This window comes from Micromonospora sp. NPDC049836, from assembly GCF_044465125.1.
In the GTDB taxonomy this organism is placed as follows: Bacteria; Actinomycetota; Actinomycetes; order Mycobacteriales; family Micromonosporaceae; genus Micromonospora.
This window is the reverse complement of the sequence record NZ_JBITLH010000008.1, coordinates 190,958-214,112: the sequence shown is the minus strand read 5'-3', so window position 1 is coordinate 214,112 and position 23,155 is coordinate 190,958. Positions and strand designations below refer to the sequence as shown.

The 23,155-nt window shown below is 72.8% G+C and carries 15 protein-coding genes; 8 read left to right on the top strand and 7 right to left on the bottom strand.

From position 1 onward, the window contains the following. Positions 1-99 precede the first annotated feature (99 nt). The 5 genes from ACIBPB_RS22305 (at position 100) to ACIBPB_RS22285 (ending at position 4,403) form a co-directional block, all read left to right on the top strand. The gene (locus ACIBPB_RS22305) at positions 100-693 is read left to right on the top strand and encodes a hypothetical protein (protein ID WP_046566130.1); all 594 of its coding nucleotides are present in this window, start codon (positions 100-102) and stop codon (positions 691-693) included. A 13-nt stretch (positions 694-706) separates the two neighbouring features. Next, a complete protein-coding gene (locus ACIBPB_RS22300) occupies positions 707-1,723 on the top strand; it encodes a hypothetical protein (RefSeq protein ID WP_396841424.1) in 1,017 nt (338 codons plus the stop codon). Positions 1,724-1,862: 139 nt separating this feature from the next. Continuing rightward, entirely contained in the window at positions 1,863-3,518 is a 1,656-nt protein-coding gene (locus tag ACIBPB_RS22295) for a sodium:solute symporter family protein (protein WP_396841423.1), read from the top strand. A gap of 16 nt (positions 3,519-3,534) precedes the next feature. After that, on the top strand, positions 3,535-3,849 hold the full coding sequence (locus tag ACIBPB_RS22290; protein WP_357318364.1) for a hypothetical protein: 315 nt from the start codon (positions 3,535-3,537) through the stop codon (positions 3,847-3,849). 170 nt (positions 3,850-4,019) lie between these two features. Then, complete coding sequence (locus ACIBPB_RS22285) at positions 4,020-4,403, top strand: hypothetical protein (RefSeq protein WP_396841422.1); 384 nt, start codon at positions 4,020-4,022, stop codon at positions 4,401-4,403. A gap of 153 nt (positions 4,404-4,556) precedes the next feature. On the opposite strand, the gene ACIBPB_RS22280 is transcribed toward ACIBPB_RS22285, so the two are convergent. Continuing rightward, the gene (locus ACIBPB_RS22280) at positions 4,557-6,359 is read right to left on the bottom strand and encodes a glycoside hydrolase family 6 protein (RefSeq protein WP_396841421.1); all 1,803 of its coding nucleotides are present in this window, start codon (positions 6,357-6,359) and stop codon (positions 4,557-4,559) included. 502 nt (positions 6,360-6,861) lie between these two features. Between ACIBPB_RS22280 and ACIBPB_RS22275 the strand changes: the two genes are divergently transcribed. Then, complete coding sequence (locus ACIBPB_RS22275) at positions 6,862-7,752, top strand: hypothetical protein (protein ID WP_396841420.1); 891 nt, start codon at positions 6,862-6,864, stop codon at positions 7,750-7,752. Next, entirely contained in the window at positions 7,739-8,479 is a 741-nt protein-coding gene (locus tag ACIBPB_RS22270) for a class F sortase (protein WP_396841419.1), read from the top strand. Before ACIBPB_RS22275 ends, ACIBPB_RS22270 begins: the two co-directional genes overlap by 14 nt. 60 nt (positions 8,480-8,539) lie before the next feature. Here ACIBPB_RS22270 and ACIBPB_RS22265 read toward each other — a convergent pair whose 3' ends face one another. Beyond that, a complete protein-coding gene (locus ACIBPB_RS22265; RefSeq protein ID WP_396841418.1) occupies positions 8,540-13,606 on the bottom strand; it encodes an NAD-glutamate dehydrogenase in 5,067 nt (1,688 codons plus the stop codon). A gap of 285 nt (positions 13,607-13,891) precedes the next feature. Here ACIBPB_RS22265 and ACIBPB_RS22260 point away from each other — a divergent pair, with 285 nt between their 5' ends. Next, positions 13,892-15,859, top strand: coding sequence for a penicillin-binding transpeptidase domain-containing protein (locus ACIBPB_RS22260; protein ID WP_396841417.1), 1,968 nt, complete (start codon positions 13,892-13,894; stop codon positions 15,857-15,859). A 33-nt stretch (positions 15,860-15,892) separates the two neighbouring features. Here ACIBPB_RS22260 and ACIBPB_RS22255 read toward each other — a convergent pair whose 3' ends face one another. From ACIBPB_RS22255 to ACIBPB_RS22235, 5 genes are all read right to left on the bottom strand, one after another. Continuing rightward, the gene (locus ACIBPB_RS22255; RefSeq protein ID WP_396841416.1) at positions 15,893-17,152 is read right to left on the bottom strand and encodes an arginase family protein; all 1,260 of its coding nucleotides are present in this window, start codon (positions 17,150-17,152) and stop codon (positions 15,893-15,895) included. A gap of 66 nt (positions 17,153-17,218) precedes the next feature. Next, positions 17,219-18,139, bottom strand: coding sequence for a tetratricopeptide repeat protein (locus tag ACIBPB_RS22250; protein ID WP_396841415.1), 921 nt, complete (start codon positions 18,137-18,139; stop codon positions 17,219-17,221). A 273-nt stretch (positions 18,140-18,412) separates the two neighbouring features. Then, positions 18,413-20,101, bottom strand: coding sequence for a methylmalonyl-CoA mutase (locus tag ACIBPB_RS22245; RefSeq protein WP_396841414.1), 1,689 nt, complete (start codon positions 20,099-20,101; stop codon positions 18,413-18,415). 96 nt (positions 20,102-20,197) lie between these two features. Further along, on the bottom strand, positions 20,198-20,611 hold the full coding sequence (locus tag ACIBPB_RS22240; protein WP_396841413.1) for an Asp23/Gls24 family envelope stress response protein: 414 nt from the start codon (positions 20,609-20,611) through the stop codon (positions 20,198-20,200). A gap of 179 nt (positions 20,612-20,790) precedes the next feature. Beyond that, positions 20,791-23,124, bottom strand: coding sequence for an endo-1,4-beta-xylanase (locus tag ACIBPB_RS22235; protein ID WP_396841412.1), 2,334 nt, complete (start codon positions 23,122-23,124; stop codon positions 20,791-20,793). Positions 23,125-23,155 lie beyond the last annotated feature (31 nt).

The window sequence follows — 23,155 nt, the reverse complement described above, 5'->3', positions numbered from 1 at the left end:
CGCCGCCGGATCGGGTACCGGAAATCGCCCGGGAAAGTGCCTCGGATCGGGATTGGCGATCACTGCCCGCAGGGAATACCAGCGGGCGAAGGAGGAGCCATGTCGTCCACCCAGGTAGTCGTCATAGTCGTCGTCGTTCTGGTGCTCGCGGCGCTGGCCGCGGTCGCCGTGATCGCCAGCCGCCGGCGCGCGCTGCGGCAGCGCTTCGGCCCCGAGTACGACCGGGCCGTCGAGGAGCAGGACAGCCGCAGCGCCGCCGAGCGGGAGCTGCGCGAGCGCGAGCGCCGCCACGCCGAGCTGGAACTCACCCCGCTGAGCCCCGAGTCCCGGGCCCGGTACGCCGCGGCCTGGGAGGAACTCCAGGTCCGCTTCGTCGATTCCCCCGCCGAGACCGTCGGCGAGGCCGACGAGCTGGTCAGCCAGTTGATCGCCGAGCGGGGCTACCCCACCGGCGACTTCTCCGAGCAGCTCGCCCACCTCTCCGTCGAGCACGCCCGCACCCTCACCCACTACCGCGACGCCCACGAGATCCGGCTGCGCAACGAGCGCGGCGAGGCCGGCACCGAGGATCTCCGGCAGGCGCTCGTGCACTACCGGGCCCTCTTCGCCGACCTGCTCGGCGAGGAGCCGGTCGGCCACCGGCCGCCGGAGCCGCGCCACTCCGATCCCGAGCACGACGTCCCGAGCCGCTGAGGAGGCCGCCACCATGCGCCAGCAAGAGCAGCAGGTCACACCGGACCACCCCGAGGCCGTCCGGTCCGCACCGGTGCCGGTCCCGGGTGACGCCGACGGGCACCGGACCGACGCGGACACCCGCGCCGACGTACCCGAGGACGCCCTGGACGACCGGGGCACCTTCGACGACCCGGCGATCGCCGACGACCGGGCGGCCGACGACGCGGAGCCCGACGAGACCCGGGCGTACGACGCTCGGGAGAGCCACGACGCGGAGGCCGCCGCCGACGACGACCGGGCGGACGCGACCTACGCCGACGACCGGACCAACGACGACCGGATCGACGACGACGACCGGATCGAGGCCGCCGACGCCGACGACCGGACCGAGTACCACGACCCGGCGCCGGCGCCGACGTCCTTCGCGGGCGCGACCACGGTGGGCGACGCGGTGGCCGCCTCCGCGCTGGCCAGCGGCCGGCCGCTGGACGAGCGGGACCCGCGCGACGAGGACACCGCGGCGCCGGGCGACGGCGCGCCGGGACGCACCGACGCCTTCGACGACGAGCGCGCCGACCCCACGGCCGGGGACCGGCTGCACGACCCGGACCGGTGGGACGCCGAGCACGCCGCGGTCACCGACGACGCGGCGGCCGCCGGGGCCGCCGGGTACGGCAGCGCCGAGCCGGCGATGGTCGACCCGGACGGCGGCACCGCCGGGGCCGGCGCGGGCGCCGCGCTGGCCGCGGACCGGCCCACCCCGGGCTCGGTGCCGACGGACGCCGCCACGCTCTTCGCCCCGGAGGCCGCGCAGGGCTTCCGGGACCGCTGGCGGGACGTGCAGCTCCGCTTCGTGGACGACCCGCGCGCCGCGGTCGGCGAGGCCCAGGCCCTGGTCGACGAGGCGATGGAGGCGCTGGCCACCGCGCTGCGCGAGCAGAAGAGCCGGCTGGGCGGCTGGCAGGAGTCCGGCTCGGCGGACACCGAGCAGCTCCGGGTGGCCGTGCGCGGTTACCGGGACTTCCTGGACCGTGTCCTGGGCCGCTGAGCCCACCCCTTCCGGCGCCATCCGAGCCCCGGCCGCCGCGGCGGCCGGGGCTCCGCACGTCCGGATCGCCCATCGGGATTGAAAGTTCGCGATCGGGGTACCTGCGGGCGCAGCACCGCGTCACGGAGGGAGCAGCGGCATGGGTGGCGGCCTTCGGTTGGACATGAACGCGCTGGACTACCTGATCCTGGCGCTCTATTTCGTCACGGTGCTGGGGGTCGGCTTCGCCGCCCGTCGCGCCATCCGCACCAGCGTCGACTTCTTCCTGTCCGGGCGGTCGCTGCCGGCCTGGGTGACCGGCCTGGCGTTCGTCTCGGCGAACCTGGGCGCGCTGGAGATCATCGGGATGGCCGCCAACGGCGCCCAGTACGGCGCGATGACGGTGCACTACTACTGGATCGGCGCCGTACCGGCGATGGTCTTCCTGGGCATCGTGATGATGCCCTTCTACTACGGCTCGAAGGTGCGCAGCGTCCCCGAGTACCTGCGGCTGCGCTTCAACCGGCCGACCCACCTGCTCAACGCGATCAGCTTCGCGGTCGCCCAGGTCCTCATCGCCGGCGTGAACCTCTACGCGCTCGCCCTGATCATGCAGGCGCTGCTCGGCTGGCCGCTCTGGGTGGCGATCGTGATCGGCGCGTTCATCGTGCTGACCTACATCACCATCGGCGGCCTCTCCGGTGCGATCTACAACGAGGTGCTCCAGTTCTTCGTGATCATCGCCGGGTTGGTGCCGATCACCGTGCTCGGCCTGGTCAAGGTCGGCGGCGTCGGCGGCCTGATGGACGCGGTCCGCGACTCCAGGCTGGGCGAGGCCGGCCTGCACGCCTGGCAGGGCACCGGCAGCACCGACAACCCGCTCGGCGCGCACTGGCTGGGCATCGTGTTCGGGCTCGGGTTCGTGCTCTCGTTCGGCTACTGGACGACCAACTTCGCCGAGGTGCAGCGGGCGCTCTCCGCGCGCAACATGAGCGCCGCCCGGCGTACGCCGATCATCGGCGCGTACCCGAAGCTGCTCATCCCGCTGGTCACCGTGATTCCCGGCCTGATCGCCCTGGTCACCGTGAAGGGCCTCGGCGCCGAGAAGGGCGATCTGGTCTACAACAACGCCATCCCGCTGCTCATGCGGGACCTGCTGCCCAACGGGGTGCTCGGCGTCGCGGTGACCGGCCTGGTGGCGTCGTTCATGGCCGGCATGGCCGCCAACGTCAGCGGCTTCAACACGGTGTTCACGTACGACATCTGGCAGGCGTACTTCCGGCGGGACCGGCCGGACGAGTACTACGTGCGGATCGGCCGGATCGCCACCGTCGTGGCCGTGGTGATCGGCATCGGCACGGCGTTCATCGCGGCCGGGTTCAACAACATCATGAACTACATCCAGGCGCTCTTCTCGGTCTTCAACGCCCCGCTCTTCGGCACCTTCATCATCGGCATGTTCTGGAAGCGGATGAGCCCGCTCGCCGGCTTCTGGTCGCTGCTCGCCGGCACCGTGGTGGCCATCACGACGTACCTGCTCCACCTGGCCGACGTGCTCAGCTTCAACTCGGACCTGGAGGAGAGCTTCTGGGGGGCCGGCCTCGCCTTCGTCACGGTGGCGGTGGTCGCCGCGATCCTGACCCCGCTGACCCGGCCGAAGCGCGACGACGAGCTGACCGGCCTGGTCTACGGCATGACCGACACCACGCTGGCCGACGACTCGCTGGCCGGCGACGCCGCCTGGTACCGCTCGCCGGTGCTGCTCGGCGTCGTCGCGGTGATCCTCGCCGCCCTCTTCTACATCCCGGTCTTCTGAGGAAGGGACGCACATCATGGCCGACGACTACCAGCACGGCGAGGCCCACGACCCGCTGGTCGACGAGACCGAGGACGCCCGGGAGGCGCGTTCGGCGGCCGCCCGGCTCTTCGACATCCGCCGGGTGATCGGCGGCCTGTTCGTCGTCTACGGGCTGATCGTGACCCTGATGGGGCTCTTCGACTCGTCGGCGCAGGTCGAGAAGGCGCAGGGCGTCCGGATCAACCTCTGGGCCGGCCTGGTCATGCTCGTCTTCGGTCTGCTCATGCTCGCCTGGCAGCGGCTGCGGCCGGCGGACGCGCCGGAGCAGCCGGCCCGCGACGACAGCTGACCCGCCGGAACGACCGGCCCGCGACGACAGCTGACCCGCCCGAGCAGCCGGCCCGCGACGACAGCTCACCCGCCCGAGCAGCCGGCCCGCGACGAGGGCGGGCGCCGCGGCATGGCCGGGCCGTCACGGGGTACGCCAGGGATCACCGAACGGGACAGGAGGGCAGCAGCATGACTGATCGTGACCGCGGTGGCGAGCGGCCGCTGGAGGAGACTCCCGAGGTGGCCGCGGCGGTGGACGACGACAGCACGGTGCCGCAGCTCCGCGCCGGCGGCTCCGATCCGGACAACCCGGTCTTCACCGAGCCCGACGGCGCGGTGCCCGACACCGGCTCCCCGGACATCCTCGGCGACCCGTACGCGGCCGGCACCGGGGCGACCGGCACCGGGACCGGGGCGGCCCCGGACAACATCCGTACCGGCGCGGAGCAGCCGTGGGAGCCGGAGGATCTGGTGATGGCCCGTGGTCAGGACCTCACTCCGGAGAACCTCGAGCAGGCCCGCCGGGACCTGGCCGAGCTGGGCCGGGCGGCGATCGAGAGGACGGTTCCCTGAGCCGGCGCGCCCCGCCCGGCCGGGTGGCGGGACGGGGCGCGCCGGTCCGGGCAGCCCGGGGGCCCCTGGCCGACGTGGGGCGTCGACCAGGGGCCCGGGGAACCCGCGCGGCGGTGCCTCACTCCCGCCGCTGCGGGTGGGCCGACCGCCGGATCAGGAGAGCGGCGGGTAGGCGTTCTGCATCAGCTGCTGGAACTGGGCCGGGAACCACGCACCGGAGATCGGCGCGTTCGGCAGGGCACCGGACATGTTGTTGCCGTTGCGGGCGTTGCCGGTGTACGTCGGGTCGCACATCCGGTCGAAGCCCTTGCCCTCGTTGTTCGGGATCTCGGTGCTGGAGCCGTCCGACTCGCCCGGAGGCTTCACCCAGACGTACGCGTCGATACCCGTCTCGGGGTTCGCCCGCGGCCGCTCGCCGAGGCCCGCGCCGGACTGGTTGCACCAGTTGCCGGTGTGGTAGCGCCGGTCGATCCGGCCACCGTCGACGTAGGCGTCCACGCTGGTGGTCGGGCCAGGGCCGGTGGGCCGGGCGGAGCCGCCCCAACCGTTGCGGGAGGTGTCGATCAGCATGCCGATGTTGCTGTTGAAGCCGACCGAGACCAGCTTCTGCCGGAACGCCTGGGCGAACGACAGCTCGTCGACGTACTGGTTCCAGTCGATCCACTTGGACTGGCGTACGGTCTGGCCGTTCACCGAGTCGGTGACCTTGACGTACGGCTCCTTCAGCGCGGAGTAGTTCGCCGTGTTGACGATGAAGCCGGTGACGTTGTTGACCGTGCTGCCGGAGGCGACGGCGGCGGCCTTGAGCTGGTCGGCGACCGGGCCGAAGTTGCTGTCCCAGCCGATCCAGCCGTGGTGCGCGGCGTCGATGTAGTTGTAGACGTTGCCGATCGCGCCGAGCTTGGCCAGGGCGTAGCCGACACCGTTCACGTACGCGCCGTTGGCCTTCACGGTGTCACACATCACGGTGCCGCCCGCGTTACCCGAGGTGTTGGTCACCAGGTTGGGCAGCGAGTCGATCTCGATGATGTTGACGATGCGCAGGTTCTTGTACTTCGAGTCGGCCTGGATCGCGGCGATCGGGTCGATGTACTCGGACTTGTAGCGGGGCAGCTCGTCCGGGCCCAGCTCGCCGTTCGAGGCCAGCGCGGAGCAGTCCCGGCCGGGCAGGTTGTAGATGACGAACTGGATGTAGCCGGCGCCCTGGGCGAGCGCGGCGTCCAGGTGGTCACGGACCCCCATCGCGCCGTTGGAGCTGCTGTCCGGCGTGCCGTTGATGGCGGCGATCCGGTCGATCCAGACCGCGGTCGGGTTGCTCGACACCCGGCTGCCGCCGGAGACCGACTCGGCCTTGGCCTTCCACTCCGGGTTCACGTACCCCTTCACCCCGTAGTACGGGTTGTCGACCCGCTGGCCGGGCGGCGGCGTGGTCGGCGGCGGCGTGGTGGGCGGCGGGGTGGTCGGCGGCGGCGTGGTGGGCGGCGGCGTGGTCGGGTTCGTGGTGGTGGGCGGCGGCGTGGTGGGCGTGCCGCCGTTGCAGACCGTGCCGTTGAGGGTGAACTGGGCGGGCTTCGGGTTGCTGCCGCTCCACGAACCGTTGAACCCGAGGCTGGTGGTGGCGCCCGTGCCCAGCGACCCGTTGTACGACTCGTTCTGCGCGGTCACGTTCTGGCCGCTCTGCGACCACCGGGCCGACCAGCCCTGGACGACCTTCTGGGAGCTGTTCGGGAAGGTGAACCCGAGCGTCCAGGAACTGAGCGGGTCGCCGAGGTTCTTGATCGTCACGTTGGCGGTGAAGCCGCCGGGCCAGTCGTTGGTCGTGTAGTCCACGCTGCACTGGGTCGCGGCCTGCGCCGCGGTGACCGGGAGGGTCACCAGTCCGCCGGCGACCAGGACGCCCGCGCTGGTCAGCGCGAGCGCCCGGCTCCGGCCGGACAGCCTTCTCCACAGATTCATGCCACTGATCTCCTTGGGCGAGACCGGATCCGCGTACGGCCCGGTGAAAGGCCCTCGGGACGTCCGCACGGACGGCCGTCGGCGCCACGGGTGTCTTCGGGGGGCGCCCGACCCGGACGGGCGTGGTGGTGGTGTGCGCTCGACCGGCACGCCGGTCGAGGAGTCAGCCGTCGTCCGGCGAACCGGTGCCCTCGACGTCTGCGCTCGCGGTGCGGCTCCCCGAACCGCGTGCAGCGATTCTTGCATGGGAGCGCTTCCATGGCAATGGCTCGATGGTTGGCCGGCGCCGGCCGAATCATCTCCCCGAGGCCCGGTCGGGCACAACCGGGCCGCGACCGACCCGGACGACCACGAAGAGCCGAGCGGGCGTCGCGATACCACCTACCGCCCGCAAACTCCTATACGTGAATCTTTCCTCGGATAAGTCGCGAAACGGTCTAACGTCGGCCGTAGCTCGACCGATGTCGGGCTCAGGACAAACAGGGATGGAGTGACGCGGGTCATGGGAACGAAGATGGTCAGGAAGCTCGTTGCGGGCGCTGCGCTGGGCGGCGCGTCCCTGCTGCTGTTCTCACCGGGAACGGCGAACGCGGCCGCGCAGGGCACGGGCAACGTCGCAGCCAAGCCGCAGGTCAGTCTTCTTGGCGTCTGCCCCGGGGACCACGGCGACTGGGGCCAGAAGAGCTGGGACCGCAAGGACTGGGACCGCTCGGACTCGGACTACCAGGACTGGGACCGCAAGGACGCGGATCAGGGCCCCGACGGCAAGGACCGGCACGGTCGTGACGAGCAGGGCAAGGACGAGCACGGCAAGGACGCGAAGGACGAGCACGGCAAGGACGCCAAGGACGAGCACGGCAAGGACGCCCGGGGCGAGGACGAGCCGGAGTACGACGGCGGTCGTCCGCCGGGCCCCGGCGGCGCGGGCGGCGGGATGGTCGCCGCCGACCAGCCCGACCAGGGCGACTGGAAGGACCCGAAGGGCGCCGACAAGAAGGAGTGGCAGGGCGGCGACGAGTACAGCCAGGACGCGGAGTCCGACTACGGCCAGCAGGACAAGGACCGTAAGGACGAGAAGGCCGACCACGGCAAGGACGGCAAGGACGAGCACGGCAAGGACGAGCACGGCAAGGACGGCAAGGACGAGCACGGCAAGGACGCCAAGGACGAGCACGGCGACTGGGCTGGCCGCGACGACCACGGCAAGGACGACTGGAAGGACCACGACCGCACGGACTGCGTGCCGCGCGGGCACGTGGACGGCGGCGACGGTGGCATGACGACCACCAGCCTGGACCGCAACATGGCCGCCGGCGGGGTGGGCGTGATCAGCGCCGCCGCCCTCGGGGGCATGGTCCTGCTGCGTCGGCGCCGCGCCGATGAGCTGGTCTGACCAGACGGCGACACCGGCCGGCGGCCGCCACGGGAGCCCGTGGCGTGCCGCCGGCACGGTCATCGTCGTCCTGCTCGCCATGCTGGGCGCCGGCATGGTCGGGGCGTCCTTCCGGACCACCCCACCGCCCCGCCCGCCCCAACCGGTCGCCCAGGCCGGCGCTCCCACCTCGACCCCCGCCACCTCCGACGCCGGCGCCGACCGGGCCCCCGTCGACGGCGTCACGCCCGCCCCCGACCTGCCGGACCCCGACCTGCCGGCCGCCGGGCTGCCCCGGTCGGTCCCGACCACGATCTCGATCCCCCGGATCGGGGTGCGGGCCCCGATCATGTCCCTCGGGCTGAAGCCCGACGGCACCCTCGAGGTGCCCCCGCTGGCCGAGGCCCAGAAGGCGGGGTGGTACTCGTTGGGGGCCAGCCCGGGCGAGGTCGGCAACGCCGTCGTCGTCGGCCACGTCGACTCGGCCAAGCTCGGGCCGGCGGTCTTCTTCAACCTCGGCTCGCTGGTCAAGGGCGACACGATCAGCGTGGCCCGGGAGGACGGCTCGACCGTCACCTTCGTGGTCGACGGGGTGACGTCGTACCCGAAGGCGTCCTTCCCCACCGACCTGGTCTACGGCCCCAGCGACAAGCCCGGGCTGCGGGTCGTGACCTGCGGCGGGGTCTTCGACTCCAGCGCCGGCAGCTACCTCAACAACGTCATCGTCCTGGCGACGATGACCGGGTGAGACCCGGAACGGGCGCGGCCCGGTGGTCGGTGACCGACCACCGGGCCGCGCCCGTGTCGCTCAGGCCGCCGCCGACGTCCGCACCAGGGTACGGATCTGCCGCAGCAGCACCGACAGGGCGGACAGGTCGGCGCGGGACTCGTCGAACTCCCCCATCGCCCGGTGCGCCCGGTGGATCGAGGTGGCGTTCGCCTGCTCCCACTCCTGCACCCGGTCGACCGGCGGCAGGCTGTCCGGGGTGGAGCCGAGGACCTCGGCGGTGAGCGCGGCCAGCGCGGCGTACAGGTCGTAGCGCAACGCCATCCGGGCCAGGGTCTGCCAGCGGTCCTCCCGCGGCAGCAGCGAGATCTTCGACAGCAGCGAGTCCACCCGGAACCGGTCGGAGAGGACGAAGTAGACCGAGGCCACCTCACTCACCTCCCGGTTGGTCGACCGGGCGGTCTCCACCACGTCCAGCAGCCCGAAGCTGTACATCAGCCGGGTCGCCTGCTCGGCCAGCTCGCGGGGCAGCCCCTTGCCGGTCAGCGAGTCGATGTGGGCGGCGATCGCCTCCCGCTCGGTGCCGTAGAAGAGGTGCTCCAGGTCCGGCAGGAGCCGGGCCACCCCGTCCCGCAGCCGGGCGATCTCGGCCGGCACGTCCAGCGGCGAGCGCCGGTTGGTGACCAGCCAGCGCACCGCCCGGTCGAGCAGCCGGCGGGTGTCCAGGTAGACGCTGGTCTGCAACTCGGGCGAGACCTGGTTGTCCAGCGCCTCGACCGCGTCCCACAGCTCGCGCAGCCCGAACACCTCGCGGACCACCACGTACGCCCGCAGCACGTCCGCGGCGGAGGCGGCCGTCTCCTCGACGACCCGGAAGACGAACGAGATGCCGCCCCGGTTGATCGCCTCGTTGACCAGCACGGTGGTGACGATGTCCCGGCGCAGCCGGTGCCGGCCCATCCGGTCGGCGAAGCGCTCGCGCAGCGGGGTCGGGAAGTAGTTGACCAGGATGTCGGTCGTCCACTCCTCGTCGGCCAGCCCTTCGCTGACGATCTCCCGCTCCAGCACGATCTTCACGTACGCCAGCAGCACCGCGAACTCCGGCGCGGTCAGGCCGTTCTCGGTCCGTACCGCCAGCTCGTCGTCCGGCGGCAGCGCCTCCAGGGCCCGGTCCAGCGCCCCCGACCGCTCCAGCTCGTTGATCATCCGGCGGTGCACCGGGAGCAGCGAGGCGGCCTGGGCCTCGGCGTTGTTCAGCGCCCGGGCCTGGTCGTAGTTGTCCCGCAGCACCAGCTCCGCGACCTCGTCGGTCATCTGGGCCAGCAGCTCGTCGCGCTCCGGCCGGCCCAGCTCGTCGTCGGCGACCGCCGTGTTGAGCAGGATCTTGATGTTCACCTCGTGGTCGGAGCAGTCCACCCCGGCCGCGTTGTCGATGAAGTCGGTGTAGATCCGGCCGCCGCCCGAGGCGTACTCGATTCGGCCGTGCTGGGTGAAGCCCAGGTTGCCGCCCTCGCCGACCACCCGGCAGCGCAGGCTCTTGCCGTCCACCCGGATGGCGTCGTTGGACTTGTCGCCGACCTCGGCGTTGGTCTGCGTCGACGCCTTCACGTAGGTGCCGATGCCGCCGTTCCAGAACAGGTCCACCGGCGCGGTGAGGATGGCCTTCATCAGCTCCTGCGGGCTGAGCTGGCTGACGTCGTCGTCGAGGCCGAGCACCGCGCGCACCTGCGGCGTGATCGGCACCGACTTGGCGGTACGGGGGTGGATCCCGCCGCCGGCCGAGATCAGCTCCGGGTTGTAGTCCTCCCAGGAGGAGCGGGGCAGGTCGAACAGCCGCTTCCGCTCGTCCCACGAGGTCGCCGCGTCCGGGTCCGGATCCAGGAAGATGTGCCGGTGGTCGAAGGCGGCCACCAGCCGGATGTGCTTCGACAGCAGCATCCCGTTGCCGAACACGTCGCCGGACATGTCGCCGACGCCGACCACGGTGAAGTCCTGGGTCTGGGTGTCGTGCCCCAGCTCCCGGAAGTGCCGCTTCACCGACTCCCAGGCGCCCCGGGCGGTGATGCCCATCTTCTTGTGGTCGTAGCCGGCCGAGCCGCCGGAGGCGAACGCGTCGCCCAACCAGAAGTTGTGCGCCTCGGAGATCTCGTTGGCGATGTCGGAGAAGGTGGCGGTGCCCTTGTCCGCGGCCACCACCAGGTACGGGTCGTCCGCGTCGTGCCGGACCACGTCGTCGGGCGGCACGATCTCACCGCTGAGGATGTTGTCGGTGACGTCGAGCAGCGCGCCGACGAACTCCTTGTAGCAGGCCACCGCCTCGTCCCGGTCGCCCGGCTTCTGCTTGAGCACGAAGCCGCCCTTGGCACCCACCGGCACGATCACGGCGTTCTTCACCATCTGCGCCTTGACCAGGCCGAGCACCTCGGTGCGGAAGTCCTCCCGCCGGTCCGACCAGCGGAGGCCGCCCCGGGCCACCGGCCCGAACCGCAGGTGCACGCCCTCGAACCGGGGCGAGTAGACGAAGATCTCGAACTTCGGCCGCGGCGCCGGCAGGTCCGGGATCGCCTGCGGGTCCAGCTTGAACGCCACGTACGACTTGGGCCGCCCGCCGACCGGCTTCTGGTAGAAGCTGGTGCGCAGGGTGGCCTGGATCAACGTCAGGTACGCCCGCAGGATCCGGTCCTGGTCGAGGCTGGCCACGTCATCCAGCGCCGCGCCGATCGCACCGACCAGCTCGCCGCTGCGCTGCCGCCGCTCGTCCATCGTGGTCGCCCCCGGGCGGAACCGGGTCTCGAAGAGCTCCACCAGCAGCGAGGCGATCTTCGGGTACGCGATGAACGTCTGCTCCATGTACTCCTGGGAGAAGACGGTGCCCGCCTGCCGCAGATACTTCGCGTACGCCCGGAGCACCACCACCTGCCGCCAGGTGAGCCCGCCCCGGAGCACCAGCTCGTTGAAGCCGTCCACCTCGGCCTCGCCCCGCCAGGCGGCGGCGAAGGCGTTCTCCACGTGCGGGCGCACCTCGGCCAGTTCCTGGTGCGCCTCGGGCAGTTGCAGGCCGAAGTCGTAGAGCCAGATCCGGCCGTCGACGCGTTCCACCTCGTACGGGTGCTCGTCGACCACCTTCACGCCGAGCGAGTGCAGCACCGGCAGCACCGCGGAGAGCATCATCGGCTCGCCGTACCGGTAGACCTTGAACCGCACGTCCATGGCCTCGTCGGCCTCGCCGTCCCGGCCGACCCCGGCGGCGCGCGGAGCGACCTGCTTGCGGAACAGGTGCATCTCCAGCTGGCCGGGCTCCTCCAGCAGCTCCAGCTTGGCCAGGTCCTTCATCGCCTCGTACGGCGTGTGCCCGTCCTTGTAGCCCTCCGGGAACGCGTCGGCGTACCGGCTGAACAGGTGCTTGGCCTGCTCGTCGCCGAGCTTGCGCTCGAGCACCAGCCGGTAGTCGTCGTCCCAGAGCCGGGTGGCGTCGGCCAGTTCCTCGGCGAGCAGGTCGGCGTCGATCTGCCCGGGCGGGTTGCTCGGGTCGGTCCGGACGATGAAGTGCACCCGGGCGAGCATCGACTCGGTGACCCGGGTGGTGTAGTCCACCCCGACGCCGTTCAGCTCGCGCAGCAGGATGTCCTGCATGCGCAGCCGGTTCTGGGTGGTGAACCGGTCCCGGGGCAGGTAGATCAGGCAGGAGATGAACCGCCCGTACGCGTCCCGGCGCAGGAAGACCCGCAGCTGGCGGCGGCCGGCCATGCGCAGCACGCCGATCACCGCGTGGTAGAGGTCGTCGGTCTTGATCTGGAACAGCTCGTCGCGCGGGTAGGTCTCCAGGATCTGCAGCAGGTCCTTGCCGGAGTGGCTGCGCAGGCTCAGGCCCGAGCGGTCCAGCACCTCGGCGACCTTGCGGCGGACCACCGGCAGCTCCTGCACGCTGGTCCGGTAGGCGGCCGTGGAGAACAGGCCCAGAAAACGCCGCTCCCCGACCACGTCGCCGGCCTCGTTGAAGATCTTGAAGCCGATGTAGTCGAGGTAGGCCGAGCGGTGCACGGTGGCCCGGGAGTTCGCCTTCGTGATGATCAGCAGGCGTTTCTCCAGCACCTTCTCGTGCGCCTCGGGCGTCATCGAGTTCAGCGACCGGGCCTCCGGCGAGTCGGACCGCAGGATGCCCAGCCCGGTGCCGAGGACGGCCTCCAGGGCCTGGCCGCCGCCGGCGCCCTCGGTGTCGACCAGCCGGTATTCCCGGTAGCCGAGGAAGGTGAAGTGGTCGTGCGCCAGCCAGCGCAGCAGCTCCACGGAGTCGGTGATGTCCTTCTCCGGCACCGGCGGGCGGTTGTCCGAGGTACGGGCCGAGGCCAGCTCGTCGGCGAGGGCGAGGGCCCGCTGGCGCATCTTCGGCCAGTCCTCGACGGCCTCCCGCACGTCGGTGAGCACCCGCTGCAGCTCCCGGCGCAGCCGCTCCCGGTCGGCCGGGTCACGGACCGGGTCGATCTCGATTCGCATCCAGCTCTCGACCAGGTCACCGGCGATCGCGTCGTCCGGCTCCACGTCCGCGGAGACCTCGGTGAGCCGGCCCAGCGGCTCCCGGCGGACCACCACCAGCGGGTGCACCAGCAGGTGCACGTCCAGGTGGTGCGAGTTCAGCAGGGCGGTCACCGAGTCGACCAGGAACGGCATGTCGTCGGTGACGATCTCGATGACAGTGTGGTGCTGGTCGGCGTCCGGCTCGTGGATGCGCAGCTTCAGCTCGCCCGGTACGCGCTGCTGGGCCAGGTCCCGGTGCGCGCGGGCGGCGGTGAGCATCTCCTCGGCGGTGAAGCCGATCAGCTCCTCGTCCGGCGCGAACCGCCAGAAGCGGCCGACCAGCGTCGCCGCGTCGTGGTCGTCCCCGGCCAGCGCCACGGCCTGCGCCACCAGGCGCTCCGCGTTGGGTACCGGCTCGTCCAGCTCGGCGTCGTCGGCCTCGTCGCCGAGGGCCGGCGCGGGCAGGCCCAGGTCGTAGAGGGTGTCGATGCTGGAACCGGTCATCCCGGTCACTCCCGTGTCGAGACGGCTGAAACCATCCCCGTCGGTCGCCGAATCGAAGCTGTCATCGTCCCGGCTGGTGTCAGCCTGCCGGAGGTCGGGTCCCGGTTTGATCGCCGGACGCCGGTCCATCGGTGCCACTCCCCTCGACCCACCGCGTTGTGGGTCACTCGCCGTCCAGCCTAGGCCTGCCGCTCTGCCCCTTCGTCGGCGGACCACTGGCCGGACGTCCGGATCGGGACTCTGTCCATTCACCTGTTGCGGGTGCGTGGTCGGCCGGTCGCGGAGTACCCGTACTGGCGATGTTCATCACACGGTGCCAGCGGGGTCTTTCCCCTCGCCAAGGCCGTGCGGGACGGTGGGCGACGGCCGGCCGTACTAGCGTGCGGGGGAACTTCATCCCGGAGGGACCGCTTCATGCTCCTGTCGTACCCCGTCCACCGCCTTCTCTCCCCTCGCCGACCGGTTCTCGCGGCGGTGACCGCGGCGGCGCTGGCGGCCGGCGGGCTCGCCGGCTGCTCGGGCGAGGACGGGCCGGAGCGGAGCGTCGACGCCTTCCTGAAGGGCTGGCGCTCCGGCGATCTCCAGGCGGTGGGCTTCGTCGAGCCGACCGGCGGCCGGGTCCCGGCCGCCGAGGTCAGCAAGCAGATCAAGGCGCTCTCCGGCGAGCTGGCCGCCACCCCGCCGGAGCTGAAGCGGACCGGCGACATCCCGATCACCGCCGACGTGGCCACCGCCCGGGTGCAGGTCAGCTGGCCGCTGCCGGGCGGGACCCGCTGGGCCTACGAGACCCGGGTACGCCTCAAGCACGGCGACGACGACCAGTGGCAGGTGATCTGGGAGCCGAAGGTCGTCCAGGAGCAGCTGGAGGACGGCGACCGGCTCGCGCTGCGTCGCGACCGGGCCACCCGGGCCGGCGTCCTCGACAACGCCGGCACCCCGCTCGTGGCGCCCCGGCCGGTGGTCCGGGTGGGCGTGCAACCCAACCAGGTCAAGGACGTCAAGGCGCTGTCCCGGCAGCTCGACGCCGCGTTCAAGGCGATCCGTCCCGCGCTCGTCCCGGCGGTCGACCTGACCGATCTGCCCAAGCGTCTCGCCGAGGCCGAGCCGGGCGCGCTCGTCGAGGTGGTGACCCTGCGCGACGAGGCGTACCGGCAGATCAAGCCCCGCATCTACGACCTGCCCGGCACCAAGTTCCAGGCCGACAAGCTCGACCTCGCCCCGACCCGGGAGTTCGCCCGGGCGCTGCTCGGCACGGTCGACCCGGCCCAGGCCGACGACCTCAAGGCGCACCCCGACCGGTACGTCGCCGGCGACCTGGTCGGCCACGGCGGCCTCCAGGCCCGGTACGACGACCGGCTGCGCGGCGCGCCGGGGCTGACCGTGCTCAGCCAACGGTCCAAGCCCGACGAGCCCGGCGTCACCACCGGCGCGGAACTCTTCCACAGCGAGCCGAAGCCCGGCCAGCCGGTGAAGACCACCCTCGACCTGGCAACCCAGAACGCCGCCGACGCGGCGCTGCGCGGTGAGGCCCGGCGCTCCGCGCTGGTGGCCGTCCGGGTCAGCGACGGCGCGGTGCTGGCCGCCGCGAACGGCCCCGGCCCGGCCGGGGAGAACCTGGCCTTCACCGCTCAGGTGCCGCCCGGCTCGACGTTCAAGATGGTCAGTGCGCTCGCCCTGCTCGACCGGGGCGCGGTGACGCCCGAGACGACGGTGCGTTGCCCGAAGACGTTCGAGGTCGACGGCCGGTCGTTCAAGAACTCCGACAACTTCGCGCTCGGTGACGTGCCGTTCCGCACCGACTTCGCGAAGTCCTGCAACACCGCGTTCACCGCCCTGGCGCCGAAACTCGGCCCGGACGGGCTGGCCCAGGCCGGGCGTGCCCTCGGCCTGGAGAGCGAGTGGGACCTCGGCGTCGACGTCTTCACCGGCAAGGTCTCGGCCAACGGTTCGCCGACCGAGCAGGCCGCCGCCGCGATCGGCCAGGGCACCACGGTGGTCAGCCCGCTCGCCATGGCCGGCGCCACCGCGGCGGTCGCCCGCGGCCACTGGGAGCAGCCGAAGCTGCTGCTCGACCCCGCGCCGACGAAGCCGGCCCCGGCCGGCGCGGCGCTGAAGGCCGACTCCGTGGCCGCGCTGAAGACGATGATGCGCGCGGTGGTCACCAGCGGCACCGCCAGCGCCCTCAAGGACGTCCCGGGCCAGCCGGTGTACGGCAAGACCGGCACCGCCGAGTACGACAACAACCCGGCGCACACCCACGCCTGGTTCGTCGGCTGGCAGGGCGACGTGGCCTTCGCCGTCTTCGTCGAGCAGGGCGGGTCGAGCACGGCCAGCGCCGTCCCGATCGCCGAGCGCTTCCTGCGTGGCCTGGCCGCCCGCTGACCCACCCACCCGGACGGCGTGCCGCCGGGCGGGTCAGGCGATGTCGAGCCCGGTCCCGGCCGGGCCGGCCTCGCCCGGTTCGGCCGGCGGGTCGTCGTCCGGCACGGGGACCCGGCGCAGCCGACCCGGACCGGTCGACGGGGGCGGACCGGCCGGTGCCGCCCCGTCCGGGCCGTCCGCCGCGCCGGCGGCCCGCCGCGGGTCGTCCTCGTGCTCGTCGTCGGGGGTCAAGGCGGGGCCGATCGGCTCCACGGCCACCGCGGGTGCCGGGACGGCCGCCGGGGCCGGCAGCACGGTCCGCTCGGCGGCCCGACCGTTGCCCGGCCGGGGCGCGGGCGCGACCGGGCCGGGCGGCAGCAGCCGCGGCGGCACCGCGCTCGGCGAGGAGACCGGGGCGAGCCCGGCCACCACGGTGTTGACGATCTCGGCGGCGTACGAGCCGTCCGGGTCGTAGTCGGGGTCGAAGACGGTCAGCTCGACGCCGAGGCAGTGCGGGGTATCCACTAACCCGGCGAGCAGGATCTCCAGCTCGGCGAAGGCGATCCCGCCCGGGTCCGGCGCGTCCACCGCCGGCATCACCGCCGGGTCGAGCACGTCCACGTCGATGTGCACCCAGTAGCCGGCGCAGTCGGCCAGCTGCTCATGCGCCCACTGGGCGGTCCGGGCCGCCCCCTCGGCGCGCAGCGCGGGCACCGGCCGGGTGGTGATCCCGGCGGCCTGCAGGTCGAGCCGGTACTCGTCCTGCGCCCGGATGCCGAGCACCACCACGTCGATGTCCCGGAAGTAGGGGCGCCGCCCCTCGATGGCGGCCAGGTCGGCCTGCCCCCGGCCGGTGACCAGGGCCAGGTCCTCCCCCGCCGCCGCGCCCACATACGAGGCGTTGCCGGGGTGCCGGAAGTCCGAGTGGCCGTCGACGAAGACCAGGCCGATCCGCCCGCCGACGGCCTCGCCGAGCCGGTGCATGGCCAGCGCCGAGCCGAGCAGCACCGAGCAGTCACCGCCGAGCACCAGCGGGAACTCACCCCGGTCGATGATCGCGCCGATCCGGTCGGCCAGCGCCACCGAGTAGTTCGAGATCTCGGGGGCGTGGCAGACGCCGTCGCCGGGGCGCCAGTCGCCCGGGTCGTACCGGGGCGGGGTGAGGCAACCGGCGTCGCGGGCCCGCAGCCGGGCGAGCAGGCCGTGGTCGCGCAGCGCGCCGGGCGCCTTGCCGCAGCCGGGGGCGGAGGTGGACGTGGGCGGGCGCAGCCCCAGGTTGGTCGGCGCGTCGAGGACGGCGATCCGGCGCATCATGGGCTCCCGTCCTCGATGGTCGGGCGGGCCGGCCGGTACGCCGGCCCGCGCTGGCGTGCTGCGAACTCAGAACAGTGCGCTGGCCAGGGCCCGGCGGGCCGAGGCCACGGCGGGGTCCTCGGGACCGGCGATGGTGAAGAGCGAGACCAGGTGCTGCCGGGTCTTCTCCCGGTCGTCGCCGGCGGTCCGGCGGACCAGGTCCACCAGGCGCCGGTAGGCCTGCTCGGCCAGCCCGCTGAGCACCTCGATGTCGGCGGCGAGGAGCTGGGCCTCGACGTCGTCGGGGGCCTGCTCGGCGGCGGCCAGCGCGGCCCGCGGGTCGGCGCCGGCCACCCGCCGGGCCACCCCGACCTGGGCCAGGCCGGCCTCGGCCGCGACGTCCGCCGGGCTCTCCGCCAGGATCTTCTTGTACGCCGCCTCGGCGGCGTCCAGGTCGCCGGTCATCAGGGCGTCGTCGGCCTCGACCAGCCGCGGGTCCTCCGGTTCGGCGACGCTGACGCCGCCGGCCTTGAGCACGGCCTGGATCCACTGCCGCAGCTGGGACTCGGGGATGACGCCGGGGAAGGCGTCGACGGGCCGGCCGCCGACGATCGCGTAGACGGTCGGTACCGCCTGGAGCTGGAACATCTGGGCGATGCGGGGGTGCTGCTGGACGTCGACCCGGGCCAGCAGCCAGGCGCCGCCGCCCTCCGCCGCCAGCCGCTCCAGCACCGGGGCGAACTCGTCGCTCTCCGGGTAGCCCGCGGCGCCGAAGAAGACCACGACGGGGGTGGTGAGCGAGCGTTCCAGCACCTCGGTCTGGATGTTCGCCTCGGTCACGTCGATCACGGCGGCCGAGCCACCGACGGGGCTGCCCGGCAGACCTGTCGGCGGGCCGGACTGGGCCGGTGTGGCGGGGCGGGTGTCGGCCGGTGCCGTGCTGCGCAGCGCGCTGAGGTCGACCGCGCCGCGGGTGAAGATCGACGAGGTGATCCGTGGGTCGCTCATGGTTATCTAGTCTCGCACGTGTCCCGCTGAACTCAGATCAACCGCGACGGCGACAGTTGCAACTCTCACGCTGCTCACGCCACCCCTGCCCGGCCGCCCGCCCCGCCGGGCGCGATCCGGCCCGGCCCCACCCGGGCGAGCGCGGCGGCGGCCGCACCGGGAGGGCCGGCGGTGCGGGATCGGGCGGGCCCGGCGGTGCGGGATCGCGGCGGGGCCGGCGGTGCGAGGTCGGGGCGGGGCCGGGCGGGTCGGGTCAGAAGCGGGCGGGTCGGGTCAGAAGCGGGCGGGCTCGCGGTAGACGCCCCACTCGGCGCGGAGCGCGTCGCAGATCTCGCCGAGGGTGGCCTCGGCGCGGACGGCGTCCAGCATGGCCGGGATCATGTTCTCGCCGGTCCGGGCGACCTCGACCATCCGGGCCACGGCGGCCTTCACGGCGGCGTCGTCGCGGGCGGTCTTGCGCTCGGCGAGGACCCGGCGCTGCTCCAGCTCCACCTCGTGCGAGATGCGCAGGATCTCCAGCTCCTTGGCGACCGTGCCGGTGTGGCAGTTGACCCCGACGATCCGCTTGTCGCCCTTCTCCAGCGCCTGCTGGTAGACGAAGGCCGACTCGGCGATGTGGCCGGTGAACCAGCCGTCCTCGATGCCGCGCAGGATGCCCGAGGTCATCGGCCCGATCTGGTGCGGGCCCTCGCCGCCGAGCTGGCGGATCCGGGCGAAGATCTCCTCCGCCTCGGCCTCGATCCGGTCGGTGAGCGCCTCGACGTACCAGGAGCCGCCGAGCGGGTCGGCGACGTTGACCACCCCGGTCTCCTCCATCAGCACCTGCTGGGTCCGCAGGGCGATCTCGGCGGACTCGTCGGTGGGCAGCGCGAGGGTCTCGTCGAGGGCGTTGGTGTGCAGCGAGTTGGTGCCGCCGAGCACCGCGGCGAGCGCCTCCACGGCCGTACGCACGACGTTGTTGACCGGCTGCTGGGCGGTCAGCGACACCCCGGCGGTCTGGGTGTGGAACTTCAGCCAGAGCGCCTTCTCGCTGGTGGCGCCGTAGACGTCGCGCAGCCAGCGGGCCCAGATCCGGCGGGCCGCGCGGAACTTCGCGATCTCCTCGAAGAAGTCGACGTGCGAGTCGAAGAAGAAGCTCAGGCCGGGGGCGAAGACGTTGACGTCCATGCCTCGGCTCAGGCCCAGCTCGACGTAGCCGAACCCGTCGGCGAGGGTGTACGCCAACTCCTGCGCGGCGGTCGCCCCGGCCTCCCGGATGTGGTAGCCGGAGACCGAGAGCGGCTTGTACTTCGGGATCTCCCGGGCGCAGTACTCCATCAGGTCGCCGATCAGGCGCAGGTGCGGCTCGGGGTCGAAGAGCCACTCCTTCTGCGCGATGTACTCCTTGAAGATGTCCGTCTGGAGCGTGCCGTCCAGCCGGGACAGGTCGGCGCCCTGCCGCTCGGCGGCGACCAGGTACATGCAGAAGACCGGCACGGCCGGGCCGGAGATGGTCATGCTCGTGGTGACGCCGGCCAGGTCGATGCCGTCGAAGAGCACCTCCATGTCGGCGGCCGAGTCGATGGCCACGCCGCAGTGGCCGACCTCGCCGAGCGACTGCGGGTCGTCGGAGTCGCGCCCCATCAGGGTCGGCATGTCGAAGGCGACGGAGAGCCCGCCGCCACCGGCGCCGAGGATCATCTTGTAGCGCTCGTTGGTCTGCTGGGCGTTGCCGAACCCGGCGAACTGCCGGATCGTCCAGGTCCGCCCGCGGTAGCCGGTCGGGTAGAGGCCCCGGGTGTACGGGAACTCGCCCGGCCAGCCGATCCGCTCGAAGCCCGGGTACGGCACGCCCTCCGGCGGCCCGTACACCGGGTCCACGGTCATCCCCGAGAGCGTGGTGAAGTCCGCGTCCCGCTTGCGCGCGGCGTCGTAGCGGGCCTGCCAGCGTGCCCGTCCGGCGGCGATCTCGTCGGCGTTCATGCGCGGGGCTCCTCCTCGAGTCCTCGACTGAAGACCGAGTGTAGAACGGAGGCCTGAACGATCGCTAAGTATGTGCGTACCGGCCGGTAACCTGACTCAGCTCGACGGCACCGCCGGACCACCGAGAGCCACGTCGTCGACCCGGATGTTGATCTCGTCGACCCGCAGCCCGTACGCCTCGACCGCCGAGGTCACCGCCGAGCGGACCGCGTCGGTCACCTCGGGCACCGGCCGGCCGCCGTCGATCACGATGACCAGGTTGATCACCGCAGCCCCGTTCGTGACGTGCGCCGAGCAGCCGCGCCGGGCGTCGCCGACCTGGTCCAGCCCGACCCGGTCCAGCACCGCGTTGAAGAACCGGGCCACGTCGCCGCCCAGCTCGGCCACCCCGGGCACCGCCTTGGCGGCGGCCACCGCGATCTTCTCCACCACCTCGTCAGAGATGTGCGTCGTACCGCCCGCGGTCGCGTCCGGCCGCGTCGACAGCTCCTGCGTAGCCTCGTGGTCCACGTTCTCCCCCACCGCACCGACACCGACACCCGCCCCGACCCCGGCAGCCTACAAGCCCCCACCCCCACCCACACCCCCCGACCGTCGATCGTGGAGGCGCGGTGCCGCGGATGTCCGCTGTGCGGCCTTCGCCAGGCACCACAAGTCCATGATCGACGAGGTGGGGGGGGTGGGGTGGGTTAGGGGGTGGCTAGGGCGGTGATTTCGGCGGGTTGGAGGGCGCGTTGGTGGACCTGGACGTCGTCCAGGGCGCCGGTGAGGCGGCCACCGGTCATCGACACGCCGACGTGCAGCCCGCCCGTCGCCGGGGGTGAGGTGGTGGTGGCGCTGGTGCCTTGCAGCACGCCGTCCACGTACAGCTGGAAGCGTCCCCAGCCGGCGTTCCAGACCGCCGCGAGGTGCGTCCACCGGCCGGCCACCGCCGGAGCGAGCGACTCCACCGTCGGCCAGCCGGTCGGCCCCGCGTCGGTCACCGGGACCTTGTACGCCCACCGGCCGTTGTCGGACTCGTACTGGAGTTGGAAGGTCCCCCGCTCCCGGCCGTCCTGGCTGGCGACCACCTGGTCGCCGGCGCCGTCCGGGCGGCCGTCGCGGTTGGCGTCGGTCAGCCGCACCCAGGCGGCGACCGTGTAGGACCGGTCCGTCCACAGCGTCATGCCACCGCGTACGTCGATCACCTCGGTGCCGGTGAGCAGGAGCGCGCGGGCCGGTCGCCCGGCCCGGTCGGCGGTGAAGCCCACCTGCTCCGGCCGGGGGAACCCGTCCCGGCTGAACCACGACTCGTCCCCGGTGTGCCCGTCGAAGGTCCAGCGGCCGACGGCCGCGTCGGCGAGGGCCGCCGCCTCGGCCGCGTCCACCACCCGGGCGAAGACCCGTACGTCGCTGATCCCCCCGGCGAACGCCTCCCCGGCCGACGAGCGCCCGAGCCGGAACGGACCCCGGCCCGTCCACCCGGTCGCCGGCGGCTGGCCGCTCGGCGGCCCGGTCATCTCCAGCACGCCGTCGACGTAGAGCTGCATCCGGCCCCACCCCGCGTTCCAGACGGCGGTCAGCTGCGTCCACCGGTTGACGGCCGGCACGCTGGTGGACGAGACGGTCCGCACGCCGGCCTGCGCCGAGTCGGCCAGCGGCACGGCGAACACCCAGCGGTCCGTCGACGGCTCGTAGGAGAGGGTGAAGGCGCTCCGGGCCGTGCCGTCCTGGCTCGCCACCACCCGTCGCGCGGTCTTGCTGGTCAGCGACACCCACGCGGAGACCGTGTAGGACCGCGCGGTGTCGACCACCGGCCCCGCGGTGACCGCCCCGGTGCCGGCGCCGTCGCCCCGCAGGGCGAACGTGGTCGGCTGCCGTTCGTACCAGCCCAGCGTGGTGCCGGACACCGCGGCCGAGTGGCCCGAGCCCGAGGCGTCGCTGGCCGTGGTGCCGCCCCAGTCGTCGAGCCGCCACCACGCGACCGGCCCGGTGCCGGGGCGCTGCCAGTCCCGCAGTACGGCGAGCAGGCGACGGTACGCGGGCTTGGCGCCCAGGGACTCGTCGAGCAGGGTGGCCGCGCCCCATCCCGGGTACTGGGCGGGGATCCACGACCGGGCGTCGGTGAAGCCCCAGGTGGTGATCGACCGGCACCGGGGCACGGCCAGGCAAGCCTGCGCCGCCCAGGCGTACACCTCGGCCTGCTGCGCCAGCTCCGTGGCGTCCGCCGGCACCGGCACCCGCACGTCCAGCTCGGTGACGGCCACGTCGAGGCCGAGGTCGGCGAAGCGGCGCAGCACGTCACCGAGGGCGGACAGTCGGGAGGTCAGCAGCTTGTGGGTCTGGAAGCCCACCCCGTCGACCGGCACCCCGCGCGCCCGCAGGTCCCGCACCAGGTCGTAGAGACCGCGCGCCTTCGCCGCGTTCGTCTCGGTGCTGTACTCGTTGAGGTAGAGCTGGGCCGCCGGGTCGACGGCGCGCGCCCAGTGGAACGCGTCGGCGAGGTATCCGGGCCCGAGGCGGCTCAGCCAGAAGCCGTCACGCGGCGTCCCGTCCTCGGCGAGCGGCTCGTTGACCACGTCCCAGACCGCGACCCGGCCGCGGTAGCGGGACACCACCGTCTGCACGTGGTTCCTGAGGATGTCACGCAGCTCCGCCTGGGAGAACGTGCCGGTCGTCAGCCACTCCGGCAGGGCGGAGTGCCAGACCAGCGTGTGGCCCCGGACGGCCTGACCGTGCGCGGCGGCGAAGTCGACGATCCGGTCCGCCCGGCTGAAGTCGTACCGGCCCCGGACCGGTTCCAGGACCGACCACTTGAACTCGTTCTCCGTCGTCACGGTGGTGAACTCGGCGGCCACCCGGTCGCGGTAGGCCGGGTCCGTTTCGAGGGCGCTCGCGGAGACGGCCGAGCCCACCTGGACGCCCCGCGCGGCGGCGGCCTCCCGCAGCGTCGTCACCTCCGCCGCGGCCGCCGCGTCCGGGCCGACCAACGTGCCGACGACGAGCTGCGCGCCCACCACGAGCGCCGCCATCCACCACCGCATCCCACTGCTCCCCCGCTGACGCCCCGCTCCG

Bases quoted from the DNA above. Each gene is read 5' to 3' on its own strand.
- ACIBPB_RS22305 (WP_046566130.1), top strand. From the start codon at position 100: ATGTCGTCCACCCAGGTAGTCGTCATAGTCGTCGTCGTTCTGGTGCTC.
- ACIBPB_RS22300 (WP_396841424.1), top strand. From the start codon at position 707: ATGCGCCAGCAAGAGCAGCAGGTCACACCGGACCACCCCGAGGCCGTC.
- ACIBPB_RS22295 (WP_396841423.1), top strand. From the start codon at position 1,863: ATGGGTGGCGGCCTTCGGTTGGACATGAACGCGCTGGACTACCTGATC.
- ACIBPB_RS22290 (WP_357318364.1), top strand. From the start codon at position 3,535: ATGGCCGACGACTACCAGCACGGCGAGGCCCACGACCCGCTGGTCGAC.
- ACIBPB_RS22285 (WP_396841422.1), top strand. From the start codon at position 4,020: ATGACTGATCGTGACCGCGGTGGCGAGCGGCCGCTGGAGGAGACTCCC.
- ACIBPB_RS22280 (WP_396841421.1), bottom strand. From the start codon at position 6,359: ATGAATCTGTGGAGAAGGCTGTCCGGCCGGAGCCGGGCGCTCGCGCTG.
- ACIBPB_RS22275 (WP_396841420.1), top strand. From the start codon at position 6,862: ATGGGAACGAAGATGGTCAGGAAGCTCGTTGCGGGCGCTGCGCTGGGC.
- ACIBPB_RS22270 (WP_396841419.1), top strand. From the start codon at position 7,739: ATGAGCTGGTCTGACCAGACGGCGACACCGGCCGGCGGCCGCCACGGG.
- ACIBPB_RS22265 (WP_396841418.1), bottom strand. From the start codon at position 13,606: ATGGACCGGCGTCCGGCGATCAAACCGGGACCCGACCTCCGGCAGGCT.
- ACIBPB_RS22260 (WP_396841417.1), top strand. From the start codon at position 13,892: ATGCTCCTGTCGTACCCCGTCCACCGCCTTCTCTCCCCTCGCCGACCG.
- ACIBPB_RS22255 (WP_396841416.1), bottom strand. From the start codon at position 17,152: ATGATGCGCCGGATCGCCGTCCTCGACGCGCCGACCAACCTGGGGCTG.
- ACIBPB_RS22250 (WP_396841415.1), bottom strand. From the start codon at position 18,139: ATGAGCGACCCACGGATCACCTCGTCGATCTTCACCCGCGGCGCGGTC.
- ACIBPB_RS22245 (WP_396841414.1), bottom strand. From the start codon at position 20,101: ATGAACGCCGACGAGATCGCCGCCGGACGGGCACGCTGGCAGGCCCGC.
- ACIBPB_RS22235 (WP_396841412.1), bottom strand. From the start codon at position 23,124: ATGCGGTGGTGGATGGCGGCGCTCGTGGTGGGCGCGCAGCTCGTCGTC.